The 15,503-nt window shown below is 69.4% G+C and carries 16 protein-coding genes; 7 read left to right on the top strand and 9 right to left on the bottom strand.

Going from position 1 to position 15,503, the window contains the following annotated elements:
• Nucleotides 1-47 precede the first annotated feature (47 nt).
• Nucleotides 48-1,130 carry a DNA polymerase III subunit beta family protein gene (locus LR394_RS20670; protein WP_231444411.1) on the top strand — a complete coding sequence of 361 codons (1,083 nt, stop codon included), beginning with the start codon at nucleotides 48-50 and terminating at the stop codon, nucleotides 1,128-1,130.
• 64 nt (nucleotides 1,131-1,194) lie between these two features.
• Here the strand turns inward: LR394_RS20670 and LR394_RS20665 are convergent, their stop codons facing one another.
• From LR394_RS20665 to LR394_RS20650, 4 genes are all read right to left on the bottom strand, one after another.
• Complete coding sequence (locus LR394_RS20665; RefSeq protein ID WP_231444410.1) at nucleotides 1,195-2,805, bottom strand: lysyl oxidase family protein; 1,611 nt, start codon at nucleotides 2,803-2,805, stop codon at nucleotides 1,195-1,197.
• Nucleotides 2,806-3,017: 212 nt separating this feature from the next.
• Nucleotides 3,018-3,782 carry a DUF899 domain-containing protein gene (locus LR394_RS20660; RefSeq protein ID WP_231444407.1) on the bottom strand — a complete coding sequence of 255 codons (765 nt, stop codon included), beginning with the start codon at nucleotides 3,780-3,782 and terminating at the stop codon, nucleotides 3,018-3,020.
• Nucleotides 3,779-4,117 (bottom strand): ArsR/SmtB family transcription factor, encoded by a 339-nt coding sequence (locus LR394_RS20655; RefSeq protein WP_231444405.1) that lies wholly within the window; start codon nucleotides 4,115-4,117, stop codon nucleotides 3,779-3,781. Before LR394_RS20655 ends, LR394_RS20660 begins: the two co-directional genes overlap by 4 nt.
• Nucleotides 4,110-4,538 carry an SRPBCC domain-containing protein gene (locus tag LR394_RS20650; RefSeq protein ID WP_231444403.1) on the bottom strand — a complete coding sequence of 143 codons (429 nt, stop codon included), beginning with the start codon at nucleotides 4,536-4,538 and terminating at the stop codon, nucleotides 4,110-4,112. Before LR394_RS20650 ends, LR394_RS20655 begins: the two co-directional genes overlap by 8 nt.
• A 203-nt stretch (nucleotides 4,539-4,741) precedes the next feature.
• Here LR394_RS20650 and LR394_RS20645 point away from each other — a divergent pair, with 203 nt between their 5' ends.
• The gene (locus tag LR394_RS20645; RefSeq protein ID WP_231444401.1) at nucleotides 4,742-5,416 is read left to right on the top strand and encodes a hypothetical protein; all 675 of its coding nucleotides are present in this window, start codon (nucleotides 4,742-4,744) and stop codon (nucleotides 5,414-5,416) included.
• A 38-nt stretch (nucleotides 5,417-5,454) separates the two neighbouring features.
• On the opposite strand, the gene LR394_RS20640 is transcribed toward LR394_RS20645, so the two are convergent.
• Nucleotides 5,455-6,297, bottom strand: a complete 843-nt coding sequence (locus LR394_RS20640) for a calcium-binding protein (protein ID WP_231444400.1) — start codon at nucleotides 6,295-6,297, stop codon at nucleotides 5,455-5,457.
• A gap of 364 nt (nucleotides 6,298-6,661) precedes the next feature.
• On the opposite strand from LR394_RS20640, the gene LR394_RS20635 reads away from it, so the two are divergent.
• From LR394_RS20635 to LR394_RS20625, 3 genes are read left to right on the top strand one after another with little or no spacing between them, the layout of a single operon-like run.
• Nucleotides 6,662-7,810 (top strand): sensor histidine kinase, encoded by a 1,149-nt coding sequence (locus LR394_RS20635; RefSeq protein ID WP_231444399.1) that lies wholly within the window; start codon nucleotides 6,662-6,664, stop codon nucleotides 7,808-7,810.
• The gene (locus LR394_RS20630; RefSeq protein WP_231444398.1) at nucleotides 7,803-9,092 is read left to right on the top strand and encodes a hypothetical protein; all 1,290 of its coding nucleotides are present in this window, start codon (nucleotides 7,803-7,805) and stop codon (nucleotides 9,090-9,092) included. Before LR394_RS20635 ends, LR394_RS20630 begins: the two co-directional genes overlap by 8 nt.
• The gene (locus LR394_RS20625) at nucleotides 9,089-9,736 is read left to right on the top strand and encodes a response regulator transcription factor (RefSeq protein ID WP_231444397.1); all 648 of its coding nucleotides are present in this window, start codon (nucleotides 9,089-9,091) and stop codon (nucleotides 9,734-9,736) included. The genes LR394_RS20630 and LR394_RS20625 overlap by 4 nt, the downstream gene beginning before the upstream one ends.
• Nucleotides 9,737-9,807: 71 nt before the next feature.
• Here LR394_RS20625 and LR394_RS20620 read toward each other — a convergent pair whose 3' ends face one another.
• Complete coding sequence (locus tag LR394_RS20620) at nucleotides 9,808-10,968, bottom strand: SGNH/GDSL hydrolase family protein (RefSeq protein ID WP_231444396.1); 1,161 nt, start codon at nucleotides 10,966-10,968, stop codon at nucleotides 9,808-9,810.
• A gap of 292 nt (nucleotides 10,969-11,260) precedes the next feature.
• Between LR394_RS20620 and LR394_RS20615 the strand changes: the two genes are divergently transcribed.
• Nucleotides 11,261-11,860: a DUF4126 domain-containing protein gene (locus tag LR394_RS20615; RefSeq protein WP_231444395.1), complete on the top strand. Its 600-nt coding sequence runs from the start codon at nucleotides 11,261-11,263 to the stop codon at nucleotides 11,858-11,860.
• Between the two features lie 9 nt (nucleotides 11,861-11,869).
• Here the strand turns inward: LR394_RS20615 and LR394_RS20610 are convergent, their stop codons facing one another.
• Nucleotides 11,870-12,859, bottom strand: a complete 990-nt coding sequence (locus LR394_RS20610; protein ID WP_231444393.1) for a helix-turn-helix transcriptional regulator — start codon at nucleotides 12,857-12,859, stop codon at nucleotides 11,870-11,872.
• 329 nt (nucleotides 12,860-13,188) lie between these two features.
• On the opposite strand from LR394_RS20610, the gene LR394_RS20605 reads away from it, so the two are divergent.
• Nucleotides 13,189-14,280, top strand: coding sequence for an aggregation-promoting factor C-terminal-like domain-containing protein (locus LR394_RS20605; RefSeq protein ID WP_231444391.1), 1,092 nt, complete (start codon nucleotides 13,189-13,191; stop codon nucleotides 14,278-14,280).
• On the opposite strand, the gene LR394_RS20600 is transcribed toward LR394_RS20605, so the two are convergent.
• Nucleotides 14,265-14,711, bottom strand: coding sequence for a hypothetical protein (locus LR394_RS20600; RefSeq protein WP_231444389.1), 447 nt, complete (start codon nucleotides 14,709-14,711; stop codon nucleotides 14,265-14,267). The genes LR394_RS20605 and LR394_RS20600 overlap by 16 nt on opposite strands.
• Nucleotides 14,712-14,826: 115 nt before the next feature.
• Nucleotides 14,827-15,384, bottom strand: a complete 558-nt coding sequence (locus LR394_RS20595) for a GNAT family N-acetyltransferase (RefSeq protein ID WP_231444387.1) — start codon at nucleotides 15,382-15,384, stop codon at nucleotides 14,827-14,829.
• Nucleotides 15,385-15,503 lie beyond the last annotated feature (119 nt).

Genomic DNA, 15,503 nt, shown 5'->3' with positions numbered 1-15,503 from the left:
GGCGTTTTGCTTGACCTTCAGGTTGGTCGAAGGCCAAGGATGAGCGCATGCCAACCGAAGAACACCTGCCCATCGGCGCGTTCGCCCAGCGCAGCGGCCTGACCACCAGCGCGCTGCGGTTCTACGCCGACGCCGGCCTGCTTCCACCGGCGCGGGTGGACCAGGCTTCCGGCTACCGCTACTACGCCGAGAGTCAGGTGGAACGGGCGGTTCTGGTGCGCCGCCTGCGGGAGATCGGCATGCCGTTGCCCGCCGTGGCCGACGTGCTTCCGGGCGGACCGGCCGCGGTGAAGCTGGTCGAGGAGCACGTCCGCCAGGTGGCCGACGATGCCGACAGCGCCCGCCGCCAGGCCGCCCTCATCATTGCCGGCCTGAGCGACCAGGGCCTGAACAACCGGGCTGCCCCGGCGCATCAGGCCGGGCCTCGGGTGCTCACGCTGAACGGCCCGGTCTTCGCCGCCGCCGTCGATCAGATTCTGGCTGCCGCCGGGCGCGACCCAGGGATTCCGCTGCTGAACGGTATCCGGATCGAATCATCGCCCGGAACAGTGATTCTCACCGCGACAGATCGTTACCGACTGTCCACCCGCTCGCTGGTGCCGGTGGAGGCGCTGGGGGAGTGGGCGGCGACGATCGATGCCGACGACCTGCGGGCAGTTCTCCCGGCGGTGCGGCGAAGCTCCCGGGTAGGCGTTTTCGCCGACGACCAACGTATCGGCCTGCAACTGCGGGACGACGAGCCGGATCAGTTCTGCCGTCTGTTGTCCGGCGACTATCCGGATCACCGTACGCTGCTGGACTCGCTGCCCGACGTGACCGGGCGCGTCGTTGTCCAGAAGCAGGCTCTTCTGGCCGCTCTGGAAGCTGCGCCCGGACCGCGGGTCCCGATCCGCCTGAACCCCGAAAGTCTCACCGTCGCCGAGGTGAGCGTGCCGGCCGAGGTGAGTGGAGCGTCCTCAAGTGTGCTCTTCGAACTGACCACCTTCTACCCGGCCGTGAGCACCGCGATCGGCGCGGACCTGGTGCTGGAAGTGCGTGGTCCGGCCCTGCCCGTCACGATCCGCTCCGCCGACCACGGCGACCTGACCACCCTGGCCATGCCGGTCGCCGAAATCGCCGATCCGGTCTGACAAACTGGCCAGAGCCCTCGAAGAAGGGGATTTCGAGGGCTCTGGCGTTCGGGGAGGGGGCAGGTCAGCCCTTCAGGCCCTGGTACGGGTAGATCTTCAGAGTGCGCTTGCCGCCCGGCTTTCCGCCGATCTTGATCTTGCGCAGCGCCGAGTTGTTGGCGTAGTTGGACTCGCCGAGCTTCTTGTCCGGGTTGGCGATCGTCTGGATGTAGTACGTGCCGGCCTTGACGTTGGTGATGTTGAACGACTGACCGGGCAGGTCCTGGCTGTAGGTGTCGCCCCAGCCGGTGCTCAGCACCTCACGGATGCTCAGCAGGTTGGCGTTGCCCTGGCCGCAGGCGGTGTACAGGTCGATCGACTCCGGCTGCCACTGCGCGCCCTTGACGTTCGGGTCGACCGAGTCGGTGGGGGCCAGGCAGAACGCCTCCTTGCCGCTGATCACCGGCTTCTTCTTGTTGGCGTCGAGCAGCCGGTAGGAGGCGAAGGCCCGGAAATGCCAGTGGTTGTGGCCTTCGCGCGGGTCCCACTCCATCTCGCCGGCCGGGGAGTAGCCCAGCTGCTTGCCGTTCTCGTCGTAGTAGTACTGGTAGGCGTCCAGCACGGCCTTGCCCGGCTTGCGGAAGCCGTCCACCACCAGCGGCGAGGGCCCGGCGTTCCAGACCGTGGCGCCGAAGCTGAGGTACGTCTTCTTCTTCTTGCTCTGGGTGTCCAGCCGGATCCCGGTGGCCGGCAGCGAGCGCAGGTCGGGCATCTGGGCCTTGTCGACCGCGGCGGCGGCGATCCGGCTGCCGGTCGGCGCGTTCTGGGCCGGCACGTTCGGCTTGCCCAGTGCGGCCTTACGGGCCTTCTCCCGGGCGGCGTGCTGCGGCGAGAGGTCCTTGGAGTTCATGTCCACGCCGGTCATCGCGACGCCGTGGTTGTGGTTCATGTCGTGCGCGGCCGCGGCGTACCCGTAGCCCTGGCCCTCCTTGACCGTCTTGACCTTGACCTTGATCTTCGAGGTGGCCTTGGCGGCGGGGATGTTCAGGGCCTTGGCCCACTTCTTGTTCACCGTGGCGGTGACCGTGTACGTGCCGTCCTTGCCCTTGAACGCCAGCGGGTTGTTCCAGTCGTTCAGCACCGGGGTGGACCAGCCGGCGGGCAGGCCGAACACGCCACCGATCGCGTAGGGGTGGTAGCCGCACTGCTTGGGGTAGGGCGACTTGTCCACCGCGTCCTTGTCGACCCGGCTCTGCTCGTTGGAGTTCATGCAGAAGTCGAGCTTGGACGAGGCCACCTTCTTACCGGCCTTGTCGGTGACCTTGAGGTCGAAGAAGCCGGTCAGCGTGCTCGGGCTGGCGGTGATGCCGGCCGGCAGGGTGGTGGTGACCTTGTCCGCACCGTCGCCCACGCTCAGCTTGGTGGTGACCGGGTTCTTGTACGACTTGCCGCGGTCGGTGCGGATCTCCACGGTCTTCGGGGCCACCGCGTAGAAGCCCAGGCCGTACAGGCCGACCGGCTCGCCCTTGTACCGCACCACGTTCTGGGTCTTGACCGGCACGACCAGGTCGAGCGCGGCGCTCGGGGCCTTGGCGGCGGGTGCGCCGCCGACGTGCTCGGCGGCCTCCACCGCGGCCGCGGTCATCACGGAACCGGCCATGACGGCGCTCAGCGCCACGGCTGCTATCGGGGCCATTCGCCTGACGGCAGGCCGGCGGTTCGGGTTCACGGGGGATCCCCCTCCAGGGACGAGTGACTGCATCACGACAAGTGACGCATTCACCGAACCTTAAGGTTGCCCGAATCGGACCGAATCATCCTCCAGGATGATGCTGCTCGCCCCAAGGGGCCGCCCGATCCTCCCGAAGAATGAGTATCAGGCAGGTGTCGGATTTTCGGCCGCTGTGGTCAGGAGTACTCGTCCGGCAGGCGCATTCCCGGCCCGCCCACCTGACGCTCCAGCACAGCCGCCCGGCCGGCCGGCTCTTCCCAGGCCTCCTGCCGGCCCAGTGCGGTCAGGTCGAGGTACGGGTAGCCGTTGTGGAACTCCTCCAGGCCGCGCCCGAAGGTCGAGTAGGTCAGGTGGGCATGGCCCTCGTGCTGGAGAAAGACGCTGATCCCGGGCATCTCGGTGCCGCGCATCTCCGGCTGCCAAGGGCCGCCGGTCCAGGGCACTTTCAGCTCCTCGCCGGTGCGCAGGTGCAGCATCACCGGGGCCCGGCGATCGTCCAGGGTGGCGTGGAAGTCGTAGTTGAAGTCGCTGTCCTGGGCCGAGAACCAGGGAAAGGTCCAGCCCATGCGCTTCTGGTAACCGGCGATCTTGCTCTGGGGAGCGCGGGAGACGGCTACCAGCGTGGTGTTGCGGGCGTGCAGCTGGCGCAGGCCGGCCAGGCTGTCGGCGGCCGAGGAGCAGCTCGGGCAGGCGGTGTCCCAGTCCGGGGCGAACATGAAGTGGTGGACGACGAGTTGCCGCCGACCGGCGAAGAGTTCCGGCAGGGTGGCGGTTCCGTCCGGGCCCTCGAACTGATAGAGCTTGTCGATCCGCACCATCGGCAGCCGGCGGCGATCGGCGTTGAGCTGGTCGCGGGCCCGGGTCAGGGCCTTCTCCTTGGTCAGAAGTTCGCGGCGGGCGGCCAGCCATTCCTCATGGGTGACGACCTCGGGCAGGCTCACGATGCTTCCCCCTGGTTCAGATGATGTTTCAGGGCGTTGAGCGGGTTGTCCCAGTCCCGGGCCAGGGCAGCCAGGAACTGCTGGGCGATCTGCATCGGCGCGGAGTCGAGGTGGTAGCGCACCCGGCGGCGTTCACCGGGTTCGGCCACCACCAGCCCGGCGTCGGTCAGCAGGGTCAGGTGTTTGGAGACCGCCTGGCGGGTGATCGGGAGCTTCCCGGCCAGATCGGAGGCGGTCGCCGGGCCGTCGGTGGCGAGGGCAGCCAGGATGGAACGGCGGGTCGGGTCGGACAGCGCGGTGAAAACGTCCTGCGCCACTGCTTCCCGGCTATCCATTGAGGTAGGCCACCAGTTCGCCGAGTTCGTTCTTCCAGCCACCGGTGTTGTCGGTGAAGGCGTGGGTGTGAGCCTGCGGTGGCAGTTGGGCGAAGCCGCTCTCGACCATGGTCAGAAGCGTGCCCTCCGCGGTCGGTTCGAGGGTGAACTCGACGTAGGTGCGGCGTGGATCGGTCTCCGGCAGGCCGGACAGCCGCCAGGAGTAGGCGAACACCTTGGGCGGGTCCAGGTGCTCGATGGTGAGCGTGGCCTTGTCTCCGCTGTCCCAGCTCAGGTGCACGAGACCGCCCACCTGCAGGTCGATCTCGGCCCGGTTGCCGAACCAGGTGCCCAGGCCCTCGGCGGTGGTGAGCGCGGCCCACACCTTCTCGGGCGGGTGGGGCAGGTCCAGGGTGCGCTCGATCCGGTCGGGGAACGTCACGTCCGCCTCCTTGAGTAGCAACCTCTTGGTTGCCACTCAGGCTATGGCAACCAAGCGGTTGCGTCCAGCTCGGTGAGTGGTGGCGATCCGGCGGTAGCCGTCTCACCCGAACGGCCCACGCATCTGCCGGGTTTGGCGCGTCGACGCAGCGGGGTGCGTCTTAAGGTGCGGTGCCCGGCCGGATCACGACAGGAACGACGCCCATGCCCCGCAAGCTCCATGCCGGTCACTACGCTCTGATCGGGCTGCTCGTCATCTGGATGCTGGCCGGGTTGATCACCTCGGGACGCTGGTACTTCCTGCCCGGCGTCTCGTTCCGGTTCGGCGAGAACCCGGTCGAGGAATCGTTCAGCCAGGGGGTCGGGGGACCGCAGGGGCTGGGCGGTTCCGACGGCGATCGCTGGGAATGGCACGGCGGCGAGGTGAAGACGGTCAAGGCCGAAGGTTTCGGGAGTGCCGCCTTCACCTGGACGCTGTGGAAGCTCGCGGACGACGGCAGTTCGGACCGGGACATCTGGGCCTTCGAGCACGACGGCTCAGCCAGTCCGCAAAGTCTGCGCGGGCGTCCCGACCCGGTGGTCAGCAAGCTGCTCCTCCAGGCGCCGCCGCAGGCCGGTGACTTCGAGTTCCTGGATTCCGCCGGGTTCCCCAACGAGCAGTTCACGCCGAACTTCGAGAGGCCCGGCGACGGGCGCATCGACATCGAGCGCGGCCGGTTCGCCCGCACCACCGGCGACCAGTACGCCCACTACGCCATCATGTTCACCACGCCGCAGGGCGAGGAACCCGAGTTCACGCCGGTGCAGGAGGTCCAGTTCCGCTCGTTCCTGCTCGGCACCCGGACCTGCTCCACCGACGGTCAGGGTAGCTGTAGCTAGGGCCGCCCTGCGGATCTTTGCCTACTGCGGGGCAGGCCCTAGTCGTGCTCGATGTGGTCCCGGCCCGGCCCGCCCGAGATGAAGTCGGTGCCGCGCCCGCCGTACAGCTTGTCGTTGCCACTGTTGCCGTAGATCCGATCGGCGCCGGCCCGGCCGTGGATCCGATCGTTGCCCGGCCCGCCGTACAGGCTGTCGGCGGTGGGCCCGCCATCGAGCAGGTCGTTGCCGTCGTCGCCGTACAGCACGCCGTCCAGGGCCTGCAGTTTGTCGTTGCCGTTGCCGCCGTGGGCCGAGTTGTAGCCGCCCGGGCCGATCGAGATCGTGTCGTCGTGGTTGCCGCCCCAGACCCCTCCCAGGTCACCGATCCGGCCGGCGGTGATGACGTCGCGGCCGTTCTGTCCCCAGATCCCGCTGCCGTCCAGGCTCCCGTCGGCCTGCCGGGTGGTGGCCTTGTCGTTGCCGGTGCCCAGCCAGAACTCGTTGGCGTAGTAGGCCTGTTCGGTGGTGTTGACGAAGCGCACCGTGTCGTCGCCGTCGCCGAGGCGGAACTGGCCCAGCACCGCCGGGTCACGCGAATCGAACATCTCGACCAGGCAGGAGACCTTGGTCAGGTCGCCGGGGGTGGGGTAGTCGCAGCCCTCCACCGCGTTCATCGCGTGGTTGTCTTCCAGGAGGTACTCGTAGAACGCGCCCTCGGCCGGCTGCATGGTCACGGTGAGCCGGTTGTCGTGCCCAGGGGCCGCGGTGTAGATCAGCCGCAGGTTCTGGATGCCGACCAGGGCCTGGCCGGAGGGTGGGCCGGCCGGCGCGGGCCCCGCTGCGATCAAGGATCCGGCCGTTACCAGAGCAAGGGCCGAAACCGGCCGGAGAACGAAGCGCATGGTGGAACCCCCAGAGCTCACGTGACCCCGATCACTCTACGCTCGTCGGGCTGTACCGAGGGTGGAATCGCGGATCCGGAAAAACGGCGTAACCCGGAGCCATCTGACTTTCCGGGCCGATGTGGGGTGTTTGACCGTCACCACTCCTCACGGCCATGACCCAGACTTTTAGCGCGACAGCGATCGCGCCGGGCCTCTTCCGCCTTCGGGAGGATCGGAGGCTGCTCGGCACCCGAGGAGGGGCGGGTGCCGGGCGCGGACCGGCAGGGGCGCCTGGTCACACGTTTTGTGACCAGGCGCGAAGGATCGTCACTCTCGGGTGACAAGGGGTGAGTTCGACACTGCCTGCTGTCATACTGCGCCGGTGTCGTTACCGCCGGTTGAGCGCGAGCTGCAACGGCTGAGTCTCCGATACGCAATTGCGGGCCGAGGTGTGGTCGCGAGCGGATGCGGATGCCTCGGCCTGCTTCTGCTGTCCGGTGAGCGCCTGGCCGCCGCTGTGGTGGCGGTGGCCGCCCTCGTCATCTGGAACATCGTCTACGCCCTGCGGGTGTTCAGGCGGCCGCAGCAGCGCCCGGGACAGCTCTGGTTGTCCGGCGACGTCGCCCTGACCTGTGCGGTGCTGCTGAGTCAGCCCTGGACGGTGCCCCAGGACGGGCAGTCGGACGGCACCGGCTGGATGCTGGCCCTGGCCTCGATGGCCGTCGTGACCTATCAGTGGCAGTCCACCCCCAGAGGTGGCGCGGTCCTGGCCGGGCTGGTCGCCCTCGCGCACACGGTGGGCGTGGAGTCCTCGGTCGCCGGGGACAACGAACTCTGGCTGCTGCCGGTGATCTGGCTGCTGGTCGAGGCTGCCCTTTCGCGCGGTCTGTACAACGCCGTGCGGGCCGGCGCCCGGCGGGCCGACTCCTACCTGGTCGACGGCGAACGCAAGCGCTCGGTGGCCGAGGTGAGCCGGGCTCAGCGCTCCGACGAGCGCGAGCACCTGGCCACGCTGCACGACACCGCGGCCGCCACCCTGCTGATGGTCGGCCAGGGCACGGTCGAGGGCCGCCAGACCTGGCTGGCCGACCAGGCCCGCCGCGATCTGCGGGTGCTCGACCCGGATGGCCGCACCGCCCGCACCGGCCCGGTGATCGACCTGGCCGCGCTGTTGGCCGAATCCACCGCCGACGCCGAGGTGCAGGTGCATCGCACCCCGCTGCAGACCGTGCTGGTGCCACCGGGCCCGGCGACGGCGATCTGCGACAGCGTGCACGAGGCCCTGGCCAACGTGGCCCGGCACGCTGGGGTGCCCGAAGCGCAGCTGAGCCTGCAGCACGACGGCCGGCGGGTCCAGGTGTGGATCACCGATGCCGGCCGGGGCTTCGACCCGCAGCAGATACCGGCCCAGCGCAGGGGCATCTCCGAGTCGATCAGTGCCCGGATGCGCCGGGCCGGCGGCCGCGGCGAGGTCGTCTCGGCGCCGGGCCAGGGCACCACTGTGCATCTGGAGTGGGCCGCTGATGACTGACCCCCTCGGTACGGCAGGGCCGACCGCGCCGATTCCCCGGCCCACGGTGATCGCCGACGAGTTCCTGCGAGGGCTGCGGATCGCCGCGATGTCGGTCACCTCGGTCGTCCTGATCTTCATCCACCTGCCGGTCGCCCTGCAGTTCACCGACGCCTACCGCTGGCCCGCGGCCGATCTGGGCGCCCTGGTGGCGATGCTCGCGGTGGTGGCCGTGGCGGCGGTGTTCGTGGCTCTGGACCGGCCCTGGTCGTGGCTGCGCTGGGTGCTGCTGGCGGTGGTGTTCGTGGCCTGTGTGGGCGGTACGGTCGCGGTCGAGCCGGAGTACCTGATCGACACCCCGCACTGGTCCTGGGAGATGTTCGGCTGGTTCGCCGTGCTGCTGTTGCTGGATCTGCGGCTGCGCTGGTTCTTCGGCGCTCTGCTCGGCCAGTACGCGGTGACTGCGGCGCTGATCCTGGGGCAGGACGCGGCCCACGCCCCGATGCTGGTGGAGTTCGGCGTGACCGGTCTGCTGGCCGGCGCCTGGCAGTCCACGGTCGCGCTGTTCTCGATCGCCCTGCGCCGCTCGGCCGAGGTGGCCCTGCGGACCGCGGTCGAGGAGGAACAGCTGCGCACCTTCGAGCGAGTGGCCGAGCAGCTGCACCGCGACCGGCAGGCCCGTTACGCCGATCTGGCCGTGACCACCGCGCCGCTGCTGGCCGGTCTCGCCTCCGGGCAGCTGAATCCCGCGGACTCCGGCGTGCAACGTGCGTGCTCGGTCGAAGCGTCCCGGATGCGGCGGCTGTTCGCCGAGAGCGACGACGTGGCGGACCCGCTGGAGCACGAGATCCATGCCTGCGTCGATGTGGCCGAACGGCGGGGTACGGCGGTGCAGATGTCGACGAGGGGGTCGCTGCCGGCACTGCCGCTGCCGGTGCGCCGGGCGCTGACCGAGCCGGTCATCGCGGCGCTGGCCGGGGCTCGTTCGGCCGCCCGGGTGACCGTGACCGGCCAGACGTCGGCGGCGTTGGAACAAGGGGTGGGGATGCAGGATTCGGTGACTTTGAGTGTGGTCACCGACGGCGCGCAGGACGGCGCCGTCGAAGTCCCCGAGGGCGAGCAGATTCTGCCTGGTGCAGGTGGGGGAATCGGCCGGGCCGGGGGACGTGTACGGGTGAGCCGGCTCAGAAGTGGTGACCGGCTCTGGGTGGAGGTGACATGGCAAGCGCAGCCAGCGCAACCGATTCGGACGGTGCGGGCGATGGACGACCGGACGAACCGGCAGCGGACGGTACGGGTGTGAGTACCGGCGTGAATGTGGTGCTGGTGGACGATCATCCGGCGATCCTGGCCGGGGTGCAGGCGTGGATGGCCCTGGCCAGCCCGCCGGTGGAGGTGGTGGCGGCCGGCTCGGACCTGTCGGTGGCCTGGCTGGAACCGGGCCGCTCGGTCCCGGTCGTGGTGATGGACCTGCAGCTCGGTGGGGCGCCCGCCTACGCGGACCTCTCGCGGCTGGTCGAGCACGGCCGGCAGGTGGTGGTCTACTCGATGCGCGAGGACAGCGACACCGCGCTGACCTGCCTGGAGATCGGCGCCTTCACCTATCTGACCAAGGCCGAGGGGCAGGCCCACCTGGTCGACGCGGTGCGCGCGGCGGCCGAGTCCCGGCCCTACGTCTCGCCCTCGCTGGCCGGGGCGATGGGGGTGGACAGCCGGCGCATCCGTCCGGACCTGGCCCCGCGGGAGATCGACGTGCTCCTGGAGTGGTTCCGCTGCGAGTCGAAAGACCTGGTGGCGCAGAAGCTCGGGATCTCGGCCCGCACGGTGTCCACCTACATCGACCGGGTACGGATCAAGTACGCCAACACCGGCCGGCCGGCCTCCACCAAGGCCACGCTGGTGGCCAGAGCGATTCAGGACGGCCTGGTCTCGCTCGACGACCTCTGAAAAGCCTTGCCGAAAACCAAGGACGGGGTGCTCACCAAGGTGAGCACCCCGTCCTTGGTTCGAAAGCAGTTTTACGAGAGGGCGTCTTCCAGCGCATCCCGGATCTCGACCTGCCCACGGGTGTTCGGGTGCAGGCTGTACACCGGGTTGACCGGGTCGACGAAGGTGAGCCAGCGCTTGGCCGGCACCCGCTCGCAGGAGGCGTGCCCGGCGAACGGCTCGACCAGGTCGACGAACGTGGTGTCGGGCACCTTCTGGGCGATCAGCTCGATCCGCCGGTTCAGCTCCAGGGTGACCGCGTTGACCAGGTCGGAGACCGGCTTGCCGAGCGGCGTGCAGGCACTGGTGTCGTTCACCGGGAACAGCAGCGGGTAGCCGGTGATCGCCAGCCGGGCGTGCGGGGCGGCCTTGCGGACATCCCGGTAAGTGCGCTCCAGCAACGAGATCCCGCCGTAGGCGGGCGAGGGCGTGCTGATCGCGTCGAGCGCGGTCACGGCCTGGGCCAGCGCCTCCTGGCAGCCCTGGGCGGGCAGGCACTTGGAGACGATCGAGCTCATCCCGATGTCGTTGCCGCCCACCGAGAGCGTGACCAGGCTGACGTTCGGGGTCGCGGCCAGCCGGGCCAGCTGCCCGGGTTCACCCTTGGTCCCGGTGGTCAGCTGCGGGATGGTCGCCCCGCTGCAGGCCAGGTGCTTGAACCCGGTGCTGCCCTCGTCGGGCACCCGCACCCGCTGGGCCATCTGCCGGACTCCGGCGGTGCCGGAGCGGTGGCAGCCGTTGGCCGCGGTGTCGTAGTCGTCGGTGACGAACGGCGGGTTGGCCTCCCCGGAGGCGTACGACTCACCCAGCGAGACGATCGTGACGTCGGAGACCACCTGGGTGCCGGCGGTGCTGCTCAGCCCGGCGGGGGTGGTGGCGGTGAACGACATCGAGCCGCCGCGCGAGCGGTCCCGCACCCGGCATTCGGCGGCCGAGCTGCTGGTCTTCAGGCAGCTGGCGGCCCGGCCGGACCAGGACAGCGCATTGCCCGCCCCGGCGTCGACGGTGAACGTGGTGTCGCCGAGCGCCGGGCGCAGCACCTTCTCGGGCGGCCGCTGGGCCCACTGCAGCTCTTCGCCGGCCTGCACCGCCGACGCGGTCTGGGTGACCCAGGCCACAGAGGTCACCACCGTCATCGTGGCCACCGCCGCGGTCACCGCCGAGCACCACCGGCCGGATCTGCCGAGCTTCATGGTCCTCACCCGTTCTCCCCGTCGAACCCAGTTCTCCCCGTGAAACTTCGTCAAGAAACGTAGGACGGGGTCGGCAGGCTTTCGCGGGAACCCGGGGTAATCCGGCGAATGGGGGACGGGTGTTTAGGGCGGGTCGCGAGGCGGCCGGGACCGTGCGTGGTTCGGCCCGCCGACGGCGGTGGACCGGCTGCGGACCGGCTGCGGACCGGCTCGGAGGTGGACCGGCCCGGCTGTGGATTGCGGCCGGATCGGGAAGAATCACCGGCATGACAGCTGTGCTGGAGGTTTCTGCGTGTTCGCGGCGCTGACCGGTTCGGGGCTGGCCGCCGCGGCCGGCCTGAACGCCTGGATCCCGTTCGTGCTGGTGGCCCTGACCGCGCGGATGAGCGATGTGATCGAGCTGCCCGGGGAGTACTCCTGGGTGATCAGCGACTGGGCGATCGCCGCCGGGGCGGTGCTGCTGCTGGCCGAGCTGGTGCTGGACAAGGTGCCGGTGGTGGACCACTTCAACGATCTGGTGCAGACCGCGGTGCGCCCGACCGTGGGTGGGCTGATCTCCAGCGCCACCTTCAGCGCGCAGAACCTGGACAACAGCCAGTGGATGCGCGACAACCCCTGGGCCGGAGCACTGATCGGCGTGGTGGTGGCCGGGCTGACCCACGCCACCAAGTCCGCGGCCCGGCCGGTGGTGAACCTGAGCACGGCCGGGGTCGGGGCACCGGTGGTCTCCACCGTCGAGGACGTGCTGTCGGTGCTGCTGGCGATCCTGGCCATTTTCGCGCCGGTGCTGATCGTGATCGCCCTGGTGCTGCTGGCCTGGGGAATGTTCGTGATCTGGCGGAAGTGGGCGGCCCGGCGCGACCGCCGGGCCGCAGCGGCCGCCGGCACCTGAAGGCAGCGGTCAGGAGCGCAGGGTGGCCGAGGGCAGGACGCCGTAGCGCTCGCGGTAGGCGGCGCCGAAGCGGCCGGCGTGGCCGAAGCCCCAGCGGATCGCGATCAGCGCCACCTGGTCCCCGTTGGTCGGGTCGGCCGCCTGCAGGTCGCGATGGGCTCCCTCCAGCCGCACCTGCCGCAGATAGGCCATCGGGCTGCAGCCGTAGTGCTGGTGAAACGCCTTCTGCAGGGCCCGGACCCCGATCCCCGCGGCCGAGGCGATGTCGGTGACGGTGATCGGCTGCGCGGCGTGGGCATGCAGGTAGTTCACCGCCCGGCGCAGCGTGACCTGCCCGACCTGCCCCGGGCCGGGCAGGTAGTCCAGCGTCATCGTCGTGTTGGGGAAGACCAGCAGGGCCGCAGTGGCCAGGGTCCGTGTCATCTGCGCGCGGATCAGCGGACGGTTCAGCACCGATACCGGGGCGGTGGCCTGGCGGTGCGTCAGCCGCATCAGGTCGGCCCAGTAGCGGGCGCTGATCTCGTCCAGCGGCTCGGAGTCGAGGAAGTGGACGGTGACTGCTTCCTTGTGCAGGCTTTCGGCCGCCACCGCGGCGATGTCGCTCATCTCCAGGCTCAGCGCCCCGGTGATGGATTTCGCCGAGTAGGTGAGGTCCGAGGGTGCCTCCTCGTCCAGCCGCCACACACCGCCCGGCGGCAGGACCGCACCCGGCCGGGTACGCCCGGCGTCTGCCACGGTGACCGAGCCGGTGACCGAGAGGACCGCGGTGAAGCGCAGCCGCGGATCGCTCACCACCCGGGTGGCTGAACCGTTGTGCGCGATGCCCGAGCGCAGGCCCTTGGTCGCGGCGGTCGCCAGCCGGTAGTAGAAGCCCGAGGCGTCGTCGGCGATCGAGAACGAGGTGGCACCGACTATCCGGGTGGCCAGGACCGAGGCTTCGTCGGGATGATGGGACTCGAAGGCAGCCAGCCGGACCGGCTCGTCTTGGGCAGCACGCAACGACCGCTCTCCCCGTAGCTGAAGCGAGGTGCGCAGGCCCCGCTGCCGGACCTACACCCAAGTTACTGCTTCTCGGCCGTTCAGCAGCAGGAACGGCCGATGAGATCCGTACTCGCCGATACACGCCCGCGGTAGCCGGAATGCGTCGCTGTGTTACCGATAACTGGCCGAGGGTGGTTCAGTGTTCTTGGCTGTCGGCAACGGCCACGTCGTCTCTGGACGACAGGGCCGCCAGGCCCGGGGGAGCGAGGAGGGCGAGCCCCCGGGCCGTCCAGAAATGTTGCTCTAAGTACTTGTGCTCAGCTTTCGCACGGGCCACTTTTGTCACCGTGACGACAGTGGCCGGAGTAGAACGCAGCACCGGCGCCGACCCGATTACCCCAGCCGGCGGGAATCGCAGCTACCCCAAGCGGTCCGAGCTGCGTAGAGCCGAAGCGCGACGCAACGCCAGCCGCCCCGCCGACAGCCGTCCGTCCGGCGCCCCGTCCCGGTCACAGCGTCCCCCCAGCCCGGCAACGGCCACCCGCAGCGCCGAGTCTCACCGTCGTCCCTCATTCCAGCCCCACCAAGGCGTCGCCGTCGCGCCTACCCCAGCCGCTCTGCCAACCCCGCAGACCGACCCCCGGCGCCCCGCGGGCATCGACCTTCCGGTTCCGCACCGGGTCTCCGCCGACCCGTTCCGCAACCCCGCCCGATCAGCGCCGATGGTGCCGATCGCAGTGCCCGCCCCGCGTCCTTTGCTGGGCAAAGGGGTGACCGGAGCGGCCCGGCTGGCGGTGATGGCGCTGGTGGTGGGGGCGCAGGGAATTGGCGCGTCTTACCTTGCCAGTCACGCACTTCCGCTCTTCGGCGACGGCTCCGCCTCGGCAGCGTTCGTCCTCACCGAGGAAGAGACCCCCGAGCAGAAGGCCGAGCGGGAAGAGGCCGAGGCTCAGGCGCAGGCCGAGATCGAGGCCGCCGCGATCGCAGCTCAGGAGGCAGCCGAGCGCAACGCGGCGGTCAAGAAGGCCACCCCCGCCAAGGCCGACGCCGCAATGGCCCAGTACACCCAGGCCAAGGCCGCCGCCGACCGGATCGAGGCGGAGAAGAAGGCCCGCGAGAACGCGCTGCGCAACGCCCAGCGCGACCCCCGCTCAGCAGCAAAGGTGATGCTGGCCGACCGGGGTTGGTCGTCCTCCGAGTTCTCCTGCCTGGACTCGCTGTGGACCAAGGAGAGCCAGTGGAACTACAAGGCCACCAACCCCTCCTCCGGCGCTTACGGCATCCCGCAGTCCTACCCCGGTAGCAAGATGGCCAGCGCCGGCGCGGACTGGCAGACCAACCCGGTCACGCAGATCCGCTGGGGTCTGGACTACATCGCCGACCGTTACGGCAGCCCCTGCGGGGCCTGGAGTTTCAGTCAGGCTCACAACTCGTACTGAGGGTCGAGCGCGGCGATCCGGGCCGCGATCGCGTTCATCTCCTTGGCGTACGTCTCCAGCATCTCGCGCTGACGGGCGTCCGAGAGCTGACTGTAGAGCGAGTGCTCGACCTCGATCTGCGCGGTCCACAGCTGGATCAGGAACGAGCCGGCGGTGAACACCGCGGCCACCACCAGGGCGATGCCCAGTTCCTGGGTGCTGTCGAAGAAGATCGCCGCCAGTCCCGCGGCCAGTGTGAGCAGCCAGAACGACAAGAACGTGGAGGTGACCGTGCGGGAGGACAGGCGGCGCCGGATCCGGACCGGGCCGTAGTGCAACTGCCAGTACTGGCGCGGTTCGACCAGCTGCTGGTGGAAGTCCTTGCGCAGCTGTTCCATCCGCTGCACCAGGCTGTGCAGGTCGGATTCCGCGGGCTGAGGCGACTCAGGCATGGCGGACATTATGTGGGACGAAGGTATCGGGCCAGTCACAAACTGCGGAACGATTTCTGCCCGGACCCAACTGGACCGGATCGGACTGCTTCGGACTGAGATCGGACCGGACCGGTCAGCGGGTCAGAGCCACCCGGGCGACGTCGGCGAAGCCCCGTCGCCGGTACCACTCCAGCGGCCAGTCGTCCTCGTCGGCGCCCAGAATCACCACTTCGGCGTCCGTAGTGTCGGTCAGGTGTTGCAGGGTGGCCGACAGCAGCCCGTCGCCGTACCCCCGTCCGCGCCAGGCCGGAAACACGTCCACCTCCTGTAAACGCACCCACCTACCCCGGCCGAAGTAGCCGATCGCGGCAACCACATCGTCCTTAGTTGTACGCCCGAAGAACATGCTCAGCTCCAGAACCGCGGTGCGTTCCCGTAGAGCAGCCACCATGGCGCGGGCCTGCTGCGGGGGTACACCGAATCCGTCCTCCACCTCGATGCGCCGTTGTTCGTAGAGCTGCCAGTCATCCGGGGAAGCAATGGGCGTCAGGGTCAATGAGGGACGCGTCGGGGGTGGCAGTTGGGTGGGGCGCGCCAGAAGTGCCTTACCTACGGACGCGTCGCTGGCCGCCAGTTCACGGGTGTGGGGGAAGAGCAGCCGCTCCGAAGCGAGGGCCGAGTATTGTCTCACCGGCGCAGTCTAGGGTCGCCACACCTACTCCTAGGTAGTGGTTTTCGGCCCCTAAGGGCGCTCGTCGTCGAACTTCTCCATCATCAATTGCGGTGAGGAGGAGCATCGGCCCAAAGGGG

The sequence above is a fragment of the Kineosporia babensis genome, assembly GCF_021129305.1.
GTDB classification, from domain to species: domain Bacteria; phylum Actinomycetota; class Actinomycetes; order Actinomycetales; family Kineosporiaceae; genus Kineosporia; species Kineosporia babensis.
Note: the sequence above shows the minus strand (reverse complement) of the source record. Positions and strands in the feature narration are given on the sequence as shown.